The 20,042-nt window shown below is 54.0% G+C and carries 18 protein-coding genes and 2 pseudogenes; 10 read left to right on the plus strand and 10 right to left on the minus strand.

Translation table 11 applies throughout. The features are described from left to right. The first annotated feature begins 271 nt into the window (after nucleotides 1–271). The 7 genes and pseudogenes from dgoR (at nucleotide 272) to C7M51_RS17610 (ending at nucleotide 7,113) form a co-directional block, all read left to right on the plus strand. Nucleotides 272–961 carry a D-galactonate utilization transcriptional regulator DgoR gene (dgoR, locus tag C7M51_RS17580; RefSeq protein WP_160622847.1) on the plus strand — a complete coding sequence of 230 codons (690 nt, stop codon included), beginning with the start codon at nucleotides 272–274 and terminating at the stop codon, nucleotides 959–961. Continuing rightward, nucleotides 958–1,842, plus strand: a complete 885-nt coding sequence (locus C7M51_RS17585) for a 2-dehydro-3-deoxygalactonokinase (RefSeq protein WP_160622848.1) — start codon at nucleotides 958–960, stop codon at nucleotides 1,840–1,842. Before dgoR ends, C7M51_RS17585 begins: the two co-directional genes overlap by 4 nt. After that, nucleotides 1,826–2,443: a 2-dehydro-3-deoxy-6-phosphogalactonate aldolase gene (locus C7M51_RS17590; protein ID WP_160622849.1), complete on the plus strand. Its 618-nt coding sequence runs from the start codon at nucleotides 1,826–1,828 to the stop codon at nucleotides 2,441–2,443. Before C7M51_RS17585 ends, C7M51_RS17590 begins: the two co-directional genes overlap by 17 nt. Beyond that, nucleotides 2,440–3,588: a galactonate dehydratase gene (gene dgoD, locus C7M51_RS17595; protein ID WP_160622850.1), complete on the plus strand. Its 1,149-nt coding sequence runs from the start codon at nucleotides 2,440–2,442 to the stop codon at nucleotides 3,586–3,588. The genes C7M51_RS17590 and dgoD overlap by 4 nt, the downstream gene beginning before the upstream one ends. A gap of 63 nt (nucleotides 3,589–3,651) precedes the next feature. Continuing rightward, nucleotides 3,652–4,988, plus strand: a pseudogene (locus C7M51_RS17600) (MFS transporter). Between the two features lie 142 nt (nucleotides 4,989–5,130). Beyond that, nucleotides 5,131–5,709: pseudogene (locus C7M51_RS22650) on the plus strand (hypothetical protein); the annotation flags it as partial. Between the two features lie 141 nt (nucleotides 5,710–5,850). Further along, nucleotides 5,851–7,113: a YidR family protein gene (locus C7M51_RS17610; protein WP_160622852.1), complete on the plus strand. Its 1,263-nt coding sequence runs from the start codon at nucleotides 5,851–5,853 to the stop codon at nucleotides 7,111–7,113. Here C7M51_RS17610 and C7M51_RS17615 read toward each other — a convergent pair. Next, nucleotides 7,110–7,466, minus strand: coding sequence for a YceK/YidQ family lipoprotein (locus C7M51_RS17615; RefSeq protein ID WP_160622853.1), 357 nt, complete (start codon nucleotides 7,464–7,466; stop codon nucleotides 7,110–7,112). The genes C7M51_RS17610 and C7M51_RS17615 overlap by 4 nt on opposite strands. Before the next feature lie 309 nt (nucleotides 7,467–7,775). On the opposite strand from C7M51_RS17615, the gene ibpA reads away from it, so the two are divergent. Then, nucleotides 7,776–8,192: a small heat shock chaperone IbpA gene (gene ibpA, locus C7M51_RS17620; protein WP_160622854.1), complete on the plus strand. Its 417-nt coding sequence runs from the start codon at nucleotides 7,776–7,778 to the stop codon at nucleotides 8,190–8,192. 49 nt (nucleotides 8,193–8,241) lie between these two features. On the opposite strand, the gene C7M51_RS17625 is transcribed toward ibpA, so the two are convergent. The 7 genes from C7M51_RS17625 to C7M51_RS17655 all read right to left on the minus strand — a co-directional run bounded on the left by C7M51_RS17625 (nucleotide 8,242) and on the right by C7M51_RS17655 (nucleotide 16,080). Beyond that, on the minus strand, nucleotides 8,242–9,144 hold the full coding sequence (locus C7M51_RS17625) for an EamA family transporter (RefSeq protein ID WP_160622855.1): 903 nt from the start codon (nucleotides 9,142–9,144) through the stop codon (nucleotides 8,242–8,244). A gap of 115 nt (nucleotides 9,145–9,259) precedes the next feature. Further along, nucleotides 9,260–10,516 (minus strand): valine--pyruvate transaminase, encoded by a 1,257-nt coding sequence (locus C7M51_RS17630; protein ID WP_160622856.1) that lies wholly within the window; start codon nucleotides 10,514–10,516, stop codon nucleotides 9,260–9,262. Nucleotides 10,517–10,656: 140 nt separating this feature from the next. After that, on the minus strand, nucleotides 10,657–11,631 hold the full coding sequence (gene ghrB, locus C7M51_RS17635) for a glyoxylate/hydroxypyruvate reductase GhrB (RefSeq protein WP_160622857.1): 975 nt from the start codon (nucleotides 11,629–11,631) through the stop codon (nucleotides 10,657–10,659). A gap of 142 nt (nucleotides 11,632–11,773) precedes the next feature. Next, on the minus strand, nucleotides 11,774–13,060 hold the full coding sequence (locus C7M51_RS17640; RefSeq protein ID WP_160622858.1) for an MFS transporter: 1,287 nt from the start codon (nucleotides 13,058–13,060) through the stop codon (nucleotides 11,774–11,776). An 82-nt stretch (nucleotides 13,061–13,142) separates the two neighbouring features. Continuing rightward, entirely contained in the window at nucleotides 13,143–14,102 is a 960-nt protein-coding gene (locus C7M51_RS17645; RefSeq protein ID WP_160622859.1) for a sugar kinase, read from the minus strand. 3 nt (nucleotides 14,103–14,105) lie between these two features. Further along, nucleotides 14,106–14,846: a sugar phosphate isomerase/epimerase family protein gene (locus C7M51_RS17650; RefSeq protein WP_160622860.1), complete on the minus strand. Its 741-nt coding sequence runs from the start codon at nucleotides 14,844–14,846 to the stop codon at nucleotides 14,106–14,108. Between the two features lie 208 nt (nucleotides 14,847–15,054). Then, nucleotides 15,055–16,080 (minus strand): LacI family DNA-binding transcriptional regulator, encoded by a 1,026-nt coding sequence (locus tag C7M51_RS17655; protein WP_160622861.1) that lies wholly within the window; start codon nucleotides 16,078–16,080, stop codon nucleotides 15,055–15,057. A 366-nt stretch (nucleotides 16,081–16,446) separates the two neighbouring features. On the opposite strand from C7M51_RS17655, the gene C7M51_RS17660 reads away from it, so the two are divergent. After that, nucleotides 16,447–17,670, plus strand: a complete 1,224-nt coding sequence (locus C7M51_RS17660) for an MFS transporter (protein ID WP_160622862.1) — start codon at nucleotides 16,447–16,449, stop codon at nucleotides 17,668–17,670. A gap of 73 nt (nucleotides 17,671–17,743) precedes the next feature. On the opposite strand, the gene C7M51_RS17665 is transcribed toward C7M51_RS17660, so the two are convergent. Next, nucleotides 17,744–18,406, minus strand: a complete 663-nt coding sequence (locus C7M51_RS17665) for an OmpA family lipoprotein (protein ID WP_160622863.1) — start codon at nucleotides 18,404–18,406, stop codon at nucleotides 17,744–17,746. A gap of 108 nt (nucleotides 18,407–18,514) precedes the next feature. Next, nucleotides 18,515–19,081, minus strand: coding sequence for a DNA-3-methyladenine glycosylase I (locus C7M51_RS17670; RefSeq protein ID WP_160622864.1), 567 nt, complete (start codon nucleotides 19,079–19,081; stop codon nucleotides 18,515–18,517). A gap of 245 nt (nucleotides 19,082–19,326) precedes the next feature. On the opposite strand from C7M51_RS17670, the gene C7M51_RS17675 reads away from it, so the two are divergent. Continuing rightward, nucleotides 19,327–19,977 carry a hypothetical protein gene (locus tag C7M51_RS17675; protein WP_160622865.1) on the plus strand — a complete coding sequence of 217 codons (651 nt, stop codon included), beginning with the start codon at nucleotides 19,327–19,329 and terminating at the stop codon, nucleotides 19,975–19,977. Nucleotides 19,978–20,042 lie beyond the last annotated feature (65 nt).

Below are 20,042 nucleotides of genomic sequence, written 5' to 3' on the forward strand. Positions count from 1 at the left end.
AAGAACGGCTCGCTCCGTTATCCTTCGCTTTATCTTTCGTATGCCTTGCCCCTTTCTTTCTTGCTCATCTTTCCTGATATACCTCCTCTTTTCCCAATAAATCCCTTTAATTGTATTTTTTGTGATCATGATTGTAGTACTAAATATATTTATTGTACTACATTAGGTGCATCGATACGGCTGTACAAGTCACGTTTGTACTGCAAAAAAGACGCTAAAAGGGGCAATCACGGTAAAGTAGAGGGCATTACCCGTTAGATAAGGACTCACCATGACCCTCACAAAAACCGATCGCATCATCGTTACGCTGGGCCGACAGATTGTCGGCGGTAAGTATGTACCGGGTGCAGCGTTGCCTGCTGAAGCTGAGCTGTGCGAAGAATTTGCCACCTCGCGCAATATCATCCGCGAAGTGTTCCGTTCGCTGACGGCGAAGCGGTTGATCGAGACAAAACGTTATCGCGGCGCTTTTGTTGCACCGCGTAACCAGTGGAATTACCTCGATACCGAAGTATTACAGTGGGTGCTGGAGCATGACGACGATCCGCGGCTGATTGCCGCCATGAGCGAAGTGCGAAATCTGGTAGAACCGGCTATCGCCCGTTGGGCGGCGGAACGCGCTACCTCCAGCGATCTGGCGCAAATTGAGCTGGCACTAAATGAGATGATCGCCAACAACCAGAATCGTGAGGCCTTCAACGAGGCAGATATTCGTTATCACGAAGCGGTTCTGGCTTCGGTGCATAATCCGCTGCTACAGCAGCTAAGCATCGCTATTAGCTCGTTACAACGTGCGGTATTTGAACGAACCTGGATGGGAGATGAAGCGAATATGCCCAAAACCCTACAGGAGCATAAGGCGCTGTTTGATGCGATACGGCATCAGGACAGCCAGGCGGCGGAACAGGCGGCATTAACCATGATCGCCAGTTCCACCCGAAGACTGAAGGAAATCACATGACATTACGCTACATCGCTATCGACTGGGGATCGACTAACCTGCGCGCCTGGCTTTTCCATCATGGCGCCTGTCAGGAGAGTAGAAAATCTGAGATGGGTATTACCCGTCTCAACGGCAAATCTCCCGAGGCGGTGTTAACAGAAGTGAGCGCAGGCTGGCGTGATGAAACCACGCCGGTCGTCATGGCAGGGATGGTCGGTAGCAATGCTGGCTGGAAAGTTACACCTTACTTACCCTGTCCTGCCCGCTTCAGCGAGTTCGGTAGCCAGATCACTACGGTAGCAGAAGGCGTCTTTATTGTTCCCGGCCTTTGCGTACTGCGTGATAACAATCACAACGTTATGCGCGGTGAAGAGACTCAACTGCTTGGTGCCCGTGAATTAAAGCCTGCGCCACTCTACATCATGCCCGGAACCCACTGCAAATGGGTACAGGCCGATAGTGAGCAGGTAAATGAATTTCGCACCGTAATGACCGGAGAGCTGCACCATTTATTATTAACTCATTCGCTGGTGGGTGCCGGATTACCCGAACAGCTGCCGAGTACCGAAGCTTTTCACGCTGGGCTGACGCAGGGGCTGGAAACCGCTGCGCCGTTGGCTCGTCTGTTTGAAGTGCGCGCTGCGCATGTGCTGGGCACCATGGCGCGCGAACAGGTTAGTGAATTTCTCTCCGGGTTGCTGATTGGCAACGAGGTTGCCAGCATGGTTCGCGAATGGCAGCCAGAAACAAGACAACCTATTACTATCGTCGCTGGATCGGCGCTTGCGGAACGTTATCGTCAGGCGCTTAACGCGCTCGGTATCAGGGCGCAGGTACTGGAAGGCGATATCGCATTTCAGGCAGGCATAAGGAGTATCGCTCATGCAGTGGCAAAATAAACTTCCACTTATCGCTATCCTGCGTGGCATCACGCCAGCAGAGGCACACGATCACGTTGCGGCAGTCATTGAAGCGGGGTTCGAAGCAGTGGAAATCCCGCTAAATTCGCCAGAATGGCGCACCAGTATTCCCGCCATGGTTAAGGCGTTTGGCGATAAGGCGTTGATCGGCGCAGGCACAGTACTGAAGCCGGAGCTGGTAGATGAGTTGGCGCAGATGGGATGCAGGCTTATCGTTACGCCAAATATCCAGCCGGAGGTAATCCGACGTGCGGTAGGCTACGGCATGAGCGTCTGCCCCGGTTGTGCTACGGCTACCGAGGCATTCAACGCCATTGATGCGGGCGCACAGGCGCTGAAGATTTTTCCTTCCTCTGCCTTCGGCACCGATTATATCAAGGCATTAAAGGCGGTACTGCCGCCGGAAATCCCGGTATTTGCCGTTGGCGGTGTGACGCCACAAAACCTGGCACAGTGGCTACAGGCTGGCTGTATCGGTGCAGGATTGGGTGGCGACCTTTATCGTGCCGGGCAGCCGCTAAGCCGTACCGTTGAACAGGCGGAAGCATTCGTTAAAGCGTATCGAGAGGCAGTGCAATGAAAATTACCAAATTAACCACTTACCGTTTGCCCCCCCGCTGGATGTTTCTGAAGATTGAAACGGATGAAGGTATTGTTGGCTGGGGCGAGCCGGTGATTGAAGGTCGTGCCCGCACGGTAGAAGCGGCGGTGCATGAGCTGGGTGAATATCTGATCGGACAGGACCCGGCGCGTATTAACGATCTCTGGCAGGTAATGTATCGCGGCGGCTTTTATCGCGGCGGCCCGATTCTGATGAGCGCTATCGCTGGTATTGATCAGGCATTGTGGGATATTAAAGGCAAAGTGTTAAACGCGCCGGTCTGGCAATTAATGGGTGGCCTGGTGCGCGATAAAATTAAAGCCTATAGCTGGGTTGGCGGCGATCGACCAGCAGAAGTGATTAATGGCATTAATACTCTGCGAAATATTGGCTTCGATACGTTTAAATTAAACGGCTGTGAAGAACTGGGCATAATTGACAATGCGCGCAAGGTTGATGCAGCGGTAAATACCGTGGCGCAGATCCGTGAAGTATTCGGAATGGATATTGAATTCGGGCTGGATTTCCACGGTCGTGTTAGCGTGCCGATGGCAAAAATTTTAATTAAAGAACTGGAATCCTATCGTCCGTTATTTATTGAAGAACCGGTACTGGCGGAACAGGCTGAATATTATCCAAAACTGGCGGAGCAAACCTCTATTCCTATTGCCGCAGGCGAACGTATGTTTTCACGCTTTGAATTTAAGCGCGTGCTTAATGCAGGCGGTCTGGCAATTCTGCAACCGGATCTCTCCCATGCTGGTGGCATTACCGAGTGCTATAAAATTGCTGCTATGGCGGAAGCTTACGATGTTGGCCTGGCACCGCATTGCCCGTTGGGGCCGATCGCGCTGGCGGCCTGTCTGCATGTAGATTTTGTGGCGCGTAACGCTGTGTTCCAGGAGCAGAGTATGGGCATTCATTACAACAAAGGTGCCGAGCTATTCGACTTTGTAAAAAACAAAGAAGATTTCAAAATGGAAGGCGGATATTTCCTGCCATTGATGAAGCCAGGCCTGGGTGTGGACATTGACGAAGAGCAGGTTATTGCCCGTAGCAAAAATAGTGCTGACTGGCGCAATCCATTATGGCGACATGAGGATGGCTCCGTCGCTGAATGGTAATAGCTATTTAGTCCTTTAGCTTTAAATAAAAAATATCACATCACCCTCTGTAACTTACAGAGCATGGTGAGGAATCTCGCCATGCCAAAATCTGGAGACAGATAATTATGGATATTCCTGTAACTACGGTAAAAACCGGGCGACGTCGCTATCTGACGCTGGGGATGATTTTCATTACCGTTGTCATTTGCTATGTTGACCGGGCTAATCTGGCAGTGGCATCAGCCCATATTCAGCAAGAGTTTGGTATCAGCAAGGCGCAAATGGGCTATATTTTTTCCGCCTTCGCCTGGCTTTATACGATTTGCCAGATTCCCGGCGGCTGGTTCCTCGATCGCGTCGGCTCACGCCTGACCTATTTTATCGCCATTTTCGGTTGGTCGGTCGCTACGCTCTTACAGGGTTTCGCTACCGGGCTGATGTCGCTGATAGGTTTACGTGCGATAACCGGTATTTTCGAAGCGCCAGCTTTTCCCACTGACAACCGGATGGTTACTAGTTGGTTCCCGGAACAGGAGCGCGCCTCGGCGGTAGGCTTCTACACATCCGGGCAGTTTGTCGGCCTGGCATTCCTTACTCCGCTGTTAATCTGGATTCAGGAGGTGTTGAGCTGGCACTGGGTCTTTATTATCACCGGTGGCATCGGTATCCTCTGGTCAATGGTCTGGTTTAAGATCTATCAGCCACCGCGCCTGACCAAAGGCCTCAGCAAAGCAGAGCTGGATTACATTCGCGACGGTGGTGGTCTGGTGGATGGCGATGCGCCTGCGGCAAAAAGTGCGCGACAGCCGTTAACTCGTGCTGACTGGAGGCTGGTTTTCCATCACAAATTGATTGGTGTCTATCTTGGCCAGTTTGCTGTTACCTCTACACTCTGGTTTTTCCTGACCTGGTTTCCGAATTATCTGACGCAGGAGAAGGGCATCACCGCGCTGAAGGCGGGTTTTATGACCACCGTTCCTTTTCTCGCAGCATTCTTTGGCGTACTGCTCTCGGGTTGGGTAGCGGATTGCCTGGTGCGTAAAGGTTATTCCCTCGGCGTGGCACGTAAAACGCCCATTATCTGCGGCCTGTTGATCTCTACCTGCATTATGGGCGCTAACTACACTAACGATCCGGTCTGGATTATGACGCTGATGGCGGTTGCCTTTTTCGGCAACGGCTTCGCGTCTATCACCTGGTCGCTGGTTTCTTCACTGGCACCGATGCGTCTGATTGGCCTGACCGGCGGCATGTTCAACTTTATTGGTGGGCTGGGCGGCATTACCGTACCGCTGGTGATTGGCTACCTGGCACAGGATTATGGCTTCGGCCCGGCGCTGGTCTATATCTCCGCGGTGGCGTTGATCGGCGCGCTCTCTTATATCCTGCTGGTGGGAGAGGTAAAACGCGTGGGCTAGGGCCTTACGCAGAAAAGGGTTAACAAGCGACGGAATGCAGCTGGCGCGTATCGCCCGGCAAAATCGGGCGGTAACCGTTTCATCGTGATAAATCACTACCGTGGTTCGATCATTAATGAAACGCGGTTGAGAGGGTTCTGTTATGCATACTGAGCTGTACACTACAACTTTACGACAGCTAAACGCAAAAATTATTCCCTTTATCATCATCTGCTATTTTGTTGCTAGCCTTGATAAAACTGATATTACTATTGCGGCGTTACAGATGAAGGTTGAGCCCGGCCTGAGCGCCAGAATGTATGGTTTCGGCATAAGGATGTTCTATACCTCTTACATCGTTTTTGAAATTTCCAGCAATGTAATCGTGACTAAAGTAGTCGCACGGGTATGGATTGTGCGCATCAATCTGGCTGAAGACTCAGCTTGAGCGTGTTAACACAGGCGTAGAGCCTGGAAAAAAACCACAGCAGAGACAGCGCATTAAAAAATAAAACCGTACTGCTGCTGAGTCTGGTTTGGTTTCTGCAAGCGTCCGACTCCATCGGTATTACGCTATTCCTGCCGTTGATTATCAAAAGTGGCGGTCACAGCCGAAGAATTGGCAGGAGACACTGCAGAGGCCCCGCTCGCCTTTATCAATACCGTAGCAAATTTTGTCGGTCTGGGTTTGCTACCAGTGCTGGCGAAAATCAAAGACATGCCTGACAGTTATTACTACGGGTACCGGAAGATATTGCGGCTGGTGCTGGAGAATGTGAACGCCTGGTTCACTGGTAAAACGCTGATTACGCCAGTTCCCTGATAGGTTTTTGCCGCCGAATCTTTTACCCTGAGGCGAGTCATCGCTTCGGGGTTTTTATCAATGAAACAGCTTACCTTTGCACCGCGTCACCATCAGCTGACCAACATCAACGTCTGGACCGCCGATAGCCAGTGGCTGGCTTATGATGTACGTCCCTCTGGTGCCTCTTTTACCGGCCTGACCATCGAGCGCGTCAATGTAGAAAGCGGAGCCACTGAAATCCTTTATCAGGCACGTGACGGCGCGCATGTTGGCGTGGTGACCGTTAGCCCCGATCTGCCACCGCGCTACGTCTGCATACATGGCCCTGAGCACCCGGATGCCAGCTGGCGCTACGATTTTCATCATCGGCGCGGCGTTATCATTCAAAACGGCGTTGCGGAAAACCTCGACGCCTGCGATATCACACCGCCTTTTACGCCCGGCGCGCTGCGCGGCGGATCGCATGTTCATGTCTTCAGCCCCGATGGTAGCCGTCTCAGCTTCACCTATAACGATCATGTTATGCATGAGTGGAACCGTCTGGAAGATCTGCGTAACGTTGGCGTTGCCGTACCGCTGCATGCGGTCTGTCCGGTTAAACAGCATCCGCGTGAGTATGACGGTAGCCACTTTTGCGTGCTGGTCAGCCGCACTACCTCATCGCCGCAGGCGGGTAGCGATGAAATCAATCGCGCTTACGAAGAGGGCTGGATAGGCAATGGCGGCTATTTGCGTCCGGATGGCAGCCGTCAGCGCTGGGCGCTGGCCTTTATTGGCGATACGCGGGCAGAGAACGGCGCGACGGTGCCGGAAGTTTATATCGTCGATTTGCCGGAAAGCCTGAACGATTATGCCCAGCCGGGCGTGGCACCGCTGGAAGGAACGGCGACTCAGCTTCCGGCACCGCCGCATGGTGTGCAGCAGCGGCGTCTGACTTTCACGCATCAGCGTCGCTATCCGGGTCTGGTCACCACGCCGCGTCACTGGTTGCGCAGCAGCCCGGACGGTAGCGAAATTGCCTTTTTAATGCGTGACGATGCGGGTGTGGTGCAGCTGTGGAGCATTTCGCCGTGCGGCAGCGAACCACGCCAGATTACTCATGGCACGCAGGATATGCAGTCGGCGTTTAGCTGGCACCCTGAAGGCGGAAGCCTGGCGATCGTCTGCGATAACAGCGTAATGCTGTGCGACAGTCAAAGCGGTGAGATGCGGCGGCTAACGCAGCGAAGCGCAACGCCGCCGATTGGCGATGCGGTCGTCTTTTCACCCGATGGACGTCAAATTGCCTGGATGAACGTCGTTGACGGCTGGCAGCAGATCTTTACGGTAGAGGTGAGTTAGTTCGCTGCCAGCGGCGCAGCCTGAGAGAGGCTTTCCTGGGTATTTGCCAGCTTCTCCGCCTCAGCAACGCGCGCACGCGGCGAATCGATGGACTGACAGTCATCGGCGCGCAGATAGTCCCAGGGCAGCAGGACGGTATCCAGTACGGCAGAGAAAGGTAGATCGATTAACGCCAGCGGCTTGATCGCCCAGCTGCTGTTTTCATCGGTCAGCATATCGGCGCTGGCGCGCGTGCCGGGGTAATAGCCCTGGCTGGCACCGGTGTGGGACATCATGCTGGAACATCCAGAGGTAGTAAATAATGCGCTACAGGCCAGCAGTCCCGCCAAACGGTATTTCTGTATGACATTCATTTTCTTCATCCCTTCAGTCATGGCCCAGGCCAGGCTGAGTTATTTCGTCTGCGGCGGGGAAGCTCCCGATCACTCTGTGGTGACTCGCGCCAGATGCATGACGATATCTTCCCCTGAGTGTATGACATTCTCTGTGCTTTGCTTAAAAAAAAATCGCGAAATCGATCTTGAAAGAATATCAGTAGACCCCATTTTACTAACACGGTCAGCGCGGCACTCGCCGCATGGGTTTGCCAGCGTGACCGGACGGCCTGTCCATAACGGAAGGCTGCGTTTAACCTACTCGCTGAAATTCAGGAGCTTTGTATTATGCGTAACTTTGACCTTTCTCCGCTGTATCGTTCCGCTATTGGTTTTGATCGTCTGTTTAATCTGCTGGAATCCAACCAGAACCAGAGCAATGGCGGCTACCCTCCGTATAACGTTGAGCTGGTGGCTGAAAACCATTATCGCATCACCATTGCCGTTGCCGGTTTCGCGCAAAATGAGCTGGATATCACCTCACACGACAATATGCTGATTGTGCGTGGTGCCCATGCGGAAGAGCAGATTGAGCGGAAATACCTGTATCAGGGCATTGCCGAGCGTAATTTTGAACGTAAATTCCAGCTGGCCGATCATGTCGTCGTGCGCGATGCTCGTCTGGAAAACGGCCTGCTGTACATCGATCTGGAACGCATCGTTCCGGAAGAGATGAAACCTCGCCGTATCGAAATCCTCAGCTAATCTCACTGATAACGCCGCGGAAACGCGGCGTTGTTGTATCCGCGCCCGGTTACTCCTGGCGCGCCATACGCCACGACGTTAATCGCCCGCCGAACATATTCATCAACAGCCCCAGCACAATGACTGCCGCCCCGACGACTTGCTGTAAGCTAAGCCGTTCGCCCAGCAGCAGCGCTGCGCTGAGAATGCCTACTACCGGTACCAGCAGAGAGAGCGGTGCCACGCGCCAGGTTTCATAGCGTCCCAGCAGCGTACCCCAGATGGCATAGCCTACAATCGTGGCGATAAATGCCAGATAAACCACGACCAACACTGTCGACAACGTAATCTGCGTCAGGCTATGTACTATCGCCTCGCGGCCTTCAAACAGCCAGGAGCAGAGGAAGAAGGGTGCGATGGGCACCAGCGCACTCCAGACAACCAGCGACATAATTGGCACGTTGCCACGACGCATAATAACCTTATTGGTAATGTTGCCCATGCCCCAGCAGAGCGCGGCGGCCAGCGTTAGCAGCATCGTGGTCATTGTTATACTGGCGGCGCTACCGTGGCCTGAGGTTGCCAGCAGAAACATGCCGCCTGCTGCGATAGCAATGCCTGCCATATGGTGCCATTTCAGCGATTCAGCCAGCAGCAGAGCGCCAAGCAGCAGGGTAAAAAACGCCTGTGCCTGCAACACCAGCGAGGCCAGCCCGGCGGGCATTCCCAGATTGATGGCTAAAAACAGAAAGCCGAACTGACCGAAGCTGATGGTCAGGCCATAAAGCACCAGCCAGCGCAGCGGAATGCGTGGCGGCGGCACAAAAAATATTGCGGGCAGTGCGACCAGTGAAAAACGCAGCGCGGCCAGCAGGAATGGCGGCATACCGTGCAATCCAACCTTAATCACTACAAAGTTAACGCCCCACGCAACCACCACGCAGAGCGCCAGCAACAGATCTTTTATGGTCATCCTGTCTCCCGCCAGTCAGAATAGAGAAGTTTTAATTAACATACTCTCAACATTGACGGTTTAATAGCGCCAGATCGGATGCAATTTTAACCGGTAGCGCGATCGAGACAGGCCGTTAGGCAAGGTTGTCGGAGTGAGCGCGTTCGATCTCTTCAGCTAAAATTTTCACGCCCTGTTCGATCTTCTCATTATCCGGCACATAGTTCATGCGCATACACTGGTGAGTGTGCGGCCATTCCTGCGCCAGGCCGGGGAAAAAGAAATGTCCCGGCACCATCAGCACGCCGCGCTGCTTCAGACGTTGATAGAGCGCTTCGGTTGTAATCGGCAAATCCTGAAACCATAGCCAGAGGAAAATTGCGCCTTCCGGTTTATGTATCAGGCAACGCTCTTCCGGCAGATAACGGCGAATAATGGTGATCGCTTCCTGTACGCGCTGACGATAAAAGGGTTTGATCACGGTTTCTGACAGCCGTAGCAGATCGCCGCGCTGAATCATCCCCATCGCAATAGCCGGGCCGATGCTGCCGGGAGCCAGGCTGATAATACCGTTCATATTGCTGATGGCGTTGATGACTTTTTCATCGGCGAGGATAATGCCGCAGCGCGAACCGGGCAGGCCGAGCTTGGACAAGCTCATGCAGAGAATAATATTGGGATTCCACAGCGGGCGCGCCTCGCTGAAAATAATGCCGGGGAACGGCAGGCCGTAGGCGTTATCGATCAACAGCGGAATATGGTGCTGCTGGGCCAGTCGATCCAGACGCAGCAGTTCCTCATCGGTAATCACGTTGCCGGTGGGGTTAGTGGGACGCGATACACAAATCAGGCCGGTCTCTTGCGTAACCGGCAGGCGATCAAAATCCACGTGATACTTAAACTGACCTTCCGGCAGCCGTTCAATATTGGGGCGAGCAGAGACGAACAGGTCTTCATCCAGTCCTGCATCGGCGTAACCCAGATATTCCGGTGCCAGTGGAAAGAGCACGTGCTTCATAGTGCCGTCGGCGCGGCGTCCGGCGTAGAGATTAAACAGATAGAAAAAAGCGCTCTGGCTGCCGTTGGTCAGCGCGAGATTTTTTGCGGTGATCGGCCAGCCCAATTCTTTGCGAAGTAGCGTAGCCAGCGCATCCAGAAATATCGCCTTACCACGTGGGCCATCATAGTTACACAGCGCCTCGGTCAGCTTTCCTTCCTGCTGCATCTGGAACAGCAGCTGGTGAAAATAGTCATTCATGGCGGGGATTTGCGCTGGATTGCCGCCGCCCAACATAACCGTATTGGGATTACGCAGCCCTTCGCCCATATCTTCCATTAAACGGGCAATGCCGGTATGGCGAGTAAATTTTTCACCGAACAGAGAAAAGCTCATAGCTGTAAATTAAATGTAATTGGCAGGTAAGTTACACCTTACCGCCAGCGATGCAGGGATGCAAACCGGGCGAGGATGAGGAACGATCGCCGTTGACAGGCGATCGTTATGCTTGATGAGGATCGATCAACGCTGCGTGTTTAACGCAGCACCTGCGGATTCACACAGTTTTTTTCTACCTTGCCTGACAGCGCGGCAATCAGATTATCAACGGCGTCACGTGCCATGCCGTAGCGGGTTTCATGTGTGGCAGAGCCAATATGCGGTAGCGCAACGACATTAGGCAGCTTTAGCAGCGGTGACGTTACCGGCAGCGGTTCCTGCTCAAACACATCCAGCCCGGCGGCGTAGATAGTGTGGTTTTGCAACGCCTCAATCAGCGCCGCTTCATCCACCACCGGGCCGCGGCCCGCGTTGATTAAAATGGCGCTCGGCTTCATTTTCGCCAGCTGCTCGCGCCCGATCATATGGTGCGTTTGCCCGGTCAGCGGCAGGCTGATGCAGAGGAAATCAGATTCGCGCAGCAGCGTATCGAGATCGCAATACTGAGCGTTAAAGCGTGATTCCGCTTCTTCATGATGTTTGCGCGCGTTATACAGAATCGGCATACCGAAGCCGTGATGCGCACGTTGGGCCAGCGCCAGGCCGATGCGTCCCATACCGAGAATGCCCATCTTTTTATGATGCACGTCGATGCCAAACCAGTCAGGGCCGATGCTGCTACGCCATTCGCCCGCCTTAACCCGCTCAGCGACTTCTACCACGCGCCGTGCGCTGGAGAGTACCAGCGCCATCATGGTATCAGCGACGGTTTCGGTCAGTACGGTTGGCGTATGCATTAGCACCACGCCGCGCTGATTCAGGGCGTCGACGTCAAAATTATCATAGCCAACGGAGATCGTTGAGGCAGCGCGCAGCTTTGGCATTTTATCCAGCAGTGCGGCATCCACCTTACTGCTGGAACCGATAATCCCTTTCGCACGGGCAAATATATCCGCCTGTTTTTCTGCGTTTTCCATCGTCAGATCGCTGATGACGGTGACGGTAAAATGTTCATCGAGACGGGTGCGTAAATCGTCGGGTAGGGATTTATATAGCAATACTTCAGGCTTCATCTCAGGCTCCATCCGCTTGAGCGGTAACACAGAATATGGGCAATGCGACGATGTCGCTCAGACTGGTGACAAATATAACAGCGCAGGCTGATGCTGCGCCGTTAGCTATTTCAGAACAAGCCCACCACCAGCGCGCAGCTAATCAGGCGTGTTTCGCCGCGCGGTCTGGCGAAGGGGGCTGCTTGTTCTCCGCCGGTTTCACAATCAGCGTCAGCCAGACGGAAATCAGCAGCGCCGCACCCATAAAAATATAGGAAGCGGAAGGGCTGCCGGTCGCTCCGTTAAGATAGCCGACAATCCACGAGCCAACAAAAGAACCGAGAGCACCCATGCTATTGATCAACGCCATCGCGCCGCCCGCAACGTTACGCGGCAACATCTCAGGAATAATGGCGAAGAAAGGGCCGTAAGGTGCATACATCGCCGCACCGGCAATCACCAGCAGGCCGTAAGAGAGCCAGAAATTGCTGGAACCTACCAGCCAGGAACCGAGGAACGCCAGCGCGCCGATTAACAGCAGCGGCCAGACAAACAGCTTGCGGTTTTGCATGCGGTCAGAGCACCATGAAACCACCAGCATCGCCACGGTTGCCGCCAGATAGGGCACCGCAGAGAGCCAGCCCGCTTCCACCATGCCCATCTGCGTGCCGTTACGCAGAATGGAAGGCAGCCAGAGCACAAAACCGTAAACGCCGATGCTCCAGGCGAAATACTGTACGCAAAGGATAATCACGTTGCGTGATTTAAAGGCCTCGCGGTAGTTACGTACCGCCTTAATGCCTTCCTGCTCTTTACGTAGCTGCTCCTCTAAGGCGGCTTTCTCCGTATCGCTCAGCCAGCGCGCCTGGGAGGGTTTATCCTGCACCAGAAACCACCACAGCACCGCCCAGATAACTGCCGGAATGCCTTCAAAAATAAACATCTCGCGCCAGCCAAAAGCGTTGATCAAATAGCCGGAGACAATAGACATCCACAGTACGGTAACCGGATTGCCCAAAATCAGGAAAGTATTGGCGCGTGAACGTTCCGATTTGGTAAACCAGTTGCTGATATAGATCAGCATGGCCGGCATCACCGCAGCTTCCACCACGCCGAGAATAAAGCGGATCGCCGCCAGCATGGGGATATTACTCACCACGCCGGTCAGCGATGCGCATACGCCCCACAGTACCAGGCACCAGAACACCAGTTTTTTAACGCTGCGGCGTTCTGCATAAACCGCACCTGGAATCTGAAAGAAAAAATAGCCGAGAAAAAACAGGGCGCCCAGCAGGGATGACATCCCTTTGGTAATGCCTAAATCCTCATTAATCCCCGCAGCCGAAGCGAAGCTGAAGTTCGCACGGTCGAGGTACGCCAAACTGTAGGTAATAAAGATGATGGGGATGATATACCACCAACGTTTTGGCGCGATTGTCTGCTTATTCATGAGCTATTCCTCTGTTGAGGGCGCATCTTCTGATGACAACGTCATCGATATGCAGCGTTTTACATTACATCAGGGTTGATGCTCACTCTTCGCCCAGGCCATCTCGCGTCGGCAGACCTTCGCTGTCGCCGATCACCTGAATCGCCAGTGAACCAATCTTATTGCCGCGACGGATAGCCTGCGGAAGCGTTTTGCCTTCCAGCAGCGCGCTGATCACGCCCACGGCGAAGCCGTCGCCCGCGCCAACGGTATCCACCACGTTTTCGACCCGAATCGCCGCCACCTGGCCTTTTTCGCCGTTGGCAGATTTATACCAGGCACCTTCGCTGCCGGTTTTAATGATGACCGTTTTCACGCCTTTATCAAGATAGAAGTCAGCGATGGCTTCTGGCTGGCGATGACCGGTGAGGATCAGCCCCTCTTTTTCGCCCGGCAGCACCCAGTCCGCCTGGAACGCAAGATTATTGAGCTGTTTCACCATTTCCTGCTCGCTCGGCCACAGCACCGGACGCAGGTTAGGATCGAAGGAGATGGTTTTACCCATCGCACGCATTTCCTGCGCCGTATGGTTCAGCAGCTCCAGTGACGTCGGGGAAAGCGCAGCGGCAACGCCGCTCAGGTGCAGGTGGCGTGCAGAGCCAAAATAGTCGCGATCAAAATCAGCAACGGAAAGGTGGCTGGCAGCAGAGCCACGGCGGAAATATTCCACCGCCGGATCGGAGCCATCTTCTACTTTTGATTTCAGCTGGAAACCGGTCGGGAAGCGACTATCGCTAGTTACGCGCTGATGATCGACGCCCTCTTTTGCCAGCTGCTGGCGGGTAAAGCGTCCAAAGGCGTCATCGCCGACGCGGCTTACCCAGCCCACTTTCAGACCGAGGCGGGCCAGGCCGATAGCGACGTTTAGCTCGGCACCAGCGATACGTTTGGTAAAGTTTTCAACCGCAGCCAGATCGCCGGTTTCGCAAGCGACAAACAGCGCCATCGCTTCACCGATGGTCACAACATCTAAAGTTCCGTTTTGATGGGTATAAGTGCTCATAAATTACTCCTCACGCAGCAGGTCAACGTAGTGGCGCGTTACGGCAACCAGATCGTCGCCTTCCAGCGGAAACTCAATACCACGCGGCATATTGCCGGGCAGCAGTCCTAATAATGTGTGCCAGCTATCGTCTGCGTCGTCGAGCGCGATGGCGCGAAAACTATCATGGTGCGGAACAGCCGCTTTCACATGAATATAGCTGACGTAGCGAGCAAGGCGATGCGCAGCGGTGGTGGCGTCGTCGCCGGTCCAGAGCCAGTTGCCGGTATCGAACGTCATGCCGCCGGTAAAGCCACTCTGTTCAAAGAACGCGGCCATCGCTTCCAGTTTGCCGCAGTCGGTCTGGTCGTTTTCCACTACCAGACGTATCGCGCTGTTCTGCAAATGGGCCAGCAGCTCGCTGATGTCTGCGCCGGGACGATAGTGGCCCAGCGACAGTTTCAGCAGGCGCGCACGCAGCTGTTCCGCTTCCTGGAAATAGTGGCCCAGCTGCGCATTGAGCTGACCATTTTCGTTGAACAGTGCGTCAGGAACGGAGTAGAAAGCGTAAAGCTGGTGTTCGGCAATCGCCTGTGCCAGATGGGGAAGCTGTTGTAGTTCAGGTTCAGTCAGTAGCTCACGGCGAATTTCCACGCCATCAGCGCCTGCGTCAGCAACGATCGGCAGCAGAGCGCGTTGTCCGCCAAGATCGACAACTTGCTGATGACCATAAGCAGAGGTCACCACAATAATTTCAGGTTTCATTTTTTCCTCCGGGGGCATTTACAGGAAAGCCCTCTCGCGGTGAAAATTAAATGGAACCGGTTCCAAAGCAAAGGACAGAAGTACAAAATTATGATCGCGCTCACGATGTGAGGATTTTATGCCAGGCATTGTCTGATTTAGCAGGGTAAAGCAGGCGCAGTCATAGCAGAGCTTATACCGTCAGTAACCAGCCCGGCGGGTTTATATTTCAGGCGAGCGGGCGCGAGGAGCCGCGTATCACCAGCTCGCCATGAAAGGTTTGCTCCTGTACCGGCGTTGCTTCGCCTTCGATACGCTGGATCACACGCTCCAGCGCCGCATAACCAATCTGCCAGGTAGGCTGCTTCAGCGTGGTAATGCCGTCACCGGCCAGCTCAGCCCATTCCAGTTCATCGAATCCTACCAGGCCCATTTTTCGGCCCCATTCCAGGCCGAGACGCCGCATCGCGCGCGCCACCTGAAGCGTCAGCGCACCGTTGGCGACAATCAACGCGGCATGGCGGCCGCCGTGACGCTGATAAAAATCATGGATGATGCGCTCCAGCGCGCCGCTGTCGCTAAGCGCTACCTCCGCATTTTCACTGACCACCTCCGGATAGCGGGCGCAGCTCTGGCGGAACGCCTGTAAACGCTCAAGGCGGGTATTCACCATGCCGATCGGTTCGCTGAGAAACAGCAGGGCGCGATAACCGTTATTCACCAGATGTTCGGTAGCGTCGGTCGCCGCCTGCCTGTTGTCGAGACCAACTACGTCACAGGAAAAATCGGGAATTTTTCGGTCGATCAATACCATCGGCAGTAGCGACTGCTGTAACAGATTCAGCGCTTCCTCGCGCATGCCGACAGCATTCACGACCAGTCCTTCAACCTGATAACTGCTGAGCAGTTGCAGATAGTGCTGCTCCTGATCGATCTCATTATTGGTATTACACACCAACAGCGTAAAACCACCCGCACGGCAGGCGGCTTCAATGCCACACAGCACATCTACAGAGTAGGGATTGGTGATATCAGCGATAATCAGCCCGATCAGGCGCGTGCGGCCTCGCTTCAGGCCTCGGGCCATCTGGTTGGGACGATAGTTGAGCGCAGAAATCGCCTGCTCAATACGCTGCTTTAAATCGGGCGATAGCGCCTGATGCTCGCCGTTAAGGTAGCGGGAAACGCTGGTTTTTCCGGTTTTTGCTGCTTTAGCAACATCGCTAATGGTGGCGCGTGCGGCCTTATGCTTCATCTCTGTCCTTTACTCCGCGGTTACCAATAAGAGACTAACACAGCCGGGGTTTTGTCGTTAGCATAGCGGGACAGGAGGATCGGCAGCAGCGGAATGCGTATTTTTTCCGGGCGCGTTTAAAGATTGTCAGCTTTTTGAAAAACGGTTTACTTTTTAGACCAGCTGGAAGCGCGTTATACTGCTGCGCAGGTCTGATTGCCCTTCCCGGTAATTCGCCTCTGAGTACCGGGTAATTGGTTCAGTTAATGGAGTCCAGGGCAGCGACCTTCCCAGGTGCCGTCGCCTGCGGCTCCCGATCTGTACCCTTCGTGACCTGACTAACAATTAGATAACTGAGAGACGTCACGTTCTGACGGTAAAAACCCCATGTCATATGATTTAAAAACCAGCAAGGCAGCGCCGACTCACAATCATACGGATGCCAACGGCTTCCTGATGTCTATCGTTGGCGCGGTAGCCGTTTCCCACGCCTGTAACGATATGATTCAGGCAACATTGCCAGCTATTTATCCCTTATTAAAGGCGAGCTATGCCCTCAGCTATACGCAAATCGGGCTGATTGCGCTGGTCTATCAAATTACTGCTTCGCTGCTTCAGCCCTGGGTTGGCCTGTTTACCGATAAGCGCCCGATGCCATTTCTGCTACCGGCAGGTATGGCGGTTACGCTGGCGGGTATTGGCCTGATGTCGATTGCCGGTTCCTATAATATGCTGCTGCTTTCTTCGGCACTGATTGGCGTTGGATCGTCCACCTTTCACCCCGAAGCGTCACGCGTGGCGCGTATGGCTTCCGGTGGGCGCTTTGGCACCGCGCAGTCCTGTTTCCAGGTGGGCGGCAACGCCGGAACAGCATTCGGTCCCTTGCTGGCGGCGCTGTTGATTATCCCACATGGGCAGACTTCACTGGCGTGGCTGATGCTGATTGCGCTGGTGGCTATTTTTGTCCTGTCGAAGGTCAGTAAATGGTCGGTTTCACATGGTCACGCGCGTATGCAGAGCCAGACGTTAGCCGGACCGGTTCTTTCCCGCGGGCACGTGATACTGGCGTTGAGCGTGGTAGGCGTACTGTTGTTCGCCAAGTTCAGCTATATCGCTTCTATCAGTAACTACTACACCTTCTATCTGGTACAACGCTTCAATTTGCCGGTTGAGCAGGCACAGTTCTGCCTGTTTGCTTTCCTGGTATCGGTTGCCGTAGGCACCTTTGCCGGTGGCCCCATCGGCGACCGCATTGGCCGTAAATCCGTTATCTGGATCTCTTTCCTGGGCGTGATTCCCTTTGCGTTGATGCTGCCGCACGTCAACCTGTTCTGGACGGTGGCCCTGACTATCCTTATCGGTATTATCCTCTCTTCAGCGTTCGCTGCGCTGGTGGTTTACGCGCAGGAAGTGGTGCCGGGCCGTACCGGAATGGTTTCCGGCATTATGTTCGGTACCATGTTTGGCGTGGGCGGTATTGCTGCTGCCGGTCTGGGCAAGCTGGCCGATATTTACGGTATTACGTCCGTTTATGAGGCCTGTGCCTGGCTGCCGCTGTTGGGTCTGGCAACGTTGCTGATGCCGGAAACCAGAGTAAAGAAAAGCCACTGATATACTCATTGAGCAGGACTAACGCGGCAAAAAACCGAAGAAAGGGGCAGCATGCTGCCCCTGAAAGGAAGGATTAAGAGAGCGGGCTGAGGGTAATTTCAACGCGGCGGTTCTGCGCTTTACCTTCTTCCGTGCTGTTGCTGGCAATCGGGTTATCCGGGCCCATACCGCCGGTACGTACACGGTTGCTGGCAACGCCCTGTAGAATCAGCGCGCTGGCAACGCTATCGGCACGCTGCTGAGACAGGCGCATATTCAGCGCTCGTGTGCCGGTGCTGTCGGTATAACCAATGATGTTAACCGCTGTTTTCGGATACTCTTTCAGCACCATCGCAACGCCGGTCAGGGTCTGCGCGCCAGCAGGTTTCAGCGTGCTGCTGCTGCTGTCGAACGTCACGTTGTTCGGCATGTTCAGAATGATGTTGTCACCGTTGCGCGTTACGCTAACGCCGGTACCGCGCATTTTGTCACGCAGCTTCGCTTCCTGCACATCCATGTAATAACCCAGGCCGCCACCCAGCGCCGCGCCGGAGGCTGCACCAATCAGTGCGCCTTTGCCGCGATCTTTCTTGGATGAGGATAACACGCCAACGCCAGCACCAACCAGTGCGCCAACGCTTGCGCCGATACCTGATTTGCCCGCCTGCGATTCGCCGGTGTAGGGATTAGTGGTACAGCCAGAGAGGGCAATGGTGCCGCTCAGTAATAATGACAGGGCGATAATGCTTTTTTTCATCTTTATTTCCTTTGGAGAACTTTCTTACAGGCGTACTCGCTGCAAGCGGCAATTATGCCGCGTACAGAAGTAAAAAATATCCAGGAATTTCCTCAGATTTGTAACCCTCTACGAAACGGCCTGCGAAGGATGACAAAAACAGCCGACGATATGATCGTTAACCAGCCCGCATGCCTGCATAAACGCGTAGCAGGTGGTTGGGCCAACGAACTTAAAGCCGCGCTTTTTCAACGCCTTTGACAGCGCGACGGAGGCGGGGGTTTGCGCAGGGGCCTCGCGATAATCGTCAAAATGGTTGATTTGTGGCTGATGATCGACAAACGACCAGACAAACTGTGAAAAATCTTCACCGTTTTCCTGCATCGCCAGATAAGCACGTGCGTTAGCGACAATCGCTTCCAGCTTGCCGCGATGACGGATCAGCCCGCTGTTCTGCGTAAGCTGGTGGATATCCTCTGCGCTCATTTGCGCGATGGCCTGTGGCGCAAAATAATGAAAGGCGGCGCGATAGTTTTCACGCTTTTTCAGAACGGTAATCCACGACAGGCCTGCCTGCTGTCCTTCAAGACAAAGCATTTCAAACAGCGCCTCGCTGCGCATTTGCGGCGTGCCCCATTCGTTATCGTGATATTCCTGATAAAGCGGATCGGCGGTGACCCATCCACAGCGTTGCATAGCAGCTCTCCTTTTCTGGCGATGTGATAAGCGCTCCATCCTATCATGTTTGTCTGAAGGTAAACGCAGCCGTTGGCGGTGGTTTACAGGCCGATAAAAAGTAATCATTAACCCTTCTTATGCTATGGTTATTGCTCACCCGTACAGAAGCCTGCGAATTTCCTCGCCCTTGAAGGCATAAAATGAGAAATCTGTTGATTGCTCATACTTATAATCAGCGCGCTAATCATTTTCAGGGAAATTACATGTCCGACGATATAAAAACTATCGCTTTAAAATTTGTTCTTTTTTTAGGCTGCGCGCTTTTTGTTGCTTTAATGATGGGGCTGGTTTTCATTGACGTAAACTGGATGCAGGATGCGCTGCATGAAACCTCTTTCACCGAGGTTTTCCAGGAAGCGTTTCTTGGCGTGATTGCGCTGGCATTTTTCTTTACTGCTTTCAGGCAGGGCGAGACGCTACGCCACAGCCTGATTCTGATCGGCGGCTTTTTCACCTGTATGCTGATCCGCGAGATGGATTTCCTCTTCGATGAGATTTCCCACGGCTCATGGGTCTGGTTTGCGCTGGCGGTTACCCTGGTCTGCCTGTGGCAGGCATTTCTGCATCCCGCCGTTTCGCTCTCCGGGCTGGTTCACTTCCTGCATCATCCCAGCTGGAACATGATGGCGGCTGGCCTGCTGACGGTGCTGGTTTTTTCACGTCTGTTCGGTATGCACGAGCTGTGGGAAACGTTAATGCTCGATGGCTATAACCGCACGGTGAAAAATATGGCGGAGGAGAGCACGGAACTGCTGGGTTACAGCTTCTGCCTGATTGCCAGCGTGCGTTATCTCTGGGATCTGCTTCGCCAGAAAAAAGACATATATAACGTTGCCGGGCGAGTACAGCGCTAAGCAACAGGCGATTCCCGGCGCTAAACTTGATAGACTAGAGGCTGTCGCGGTCGCTACGGCGGCCC

Origin of the sequence: Mixta intestinalis (assembly GCF_009914055.1) — a bacterium.
Lineage (GTDB): Bacteria > Pseudomonadota > Gammaproteobacteria > Enterobacterales > Enterobacteriaceae > Mixta > Mixta intestinalis.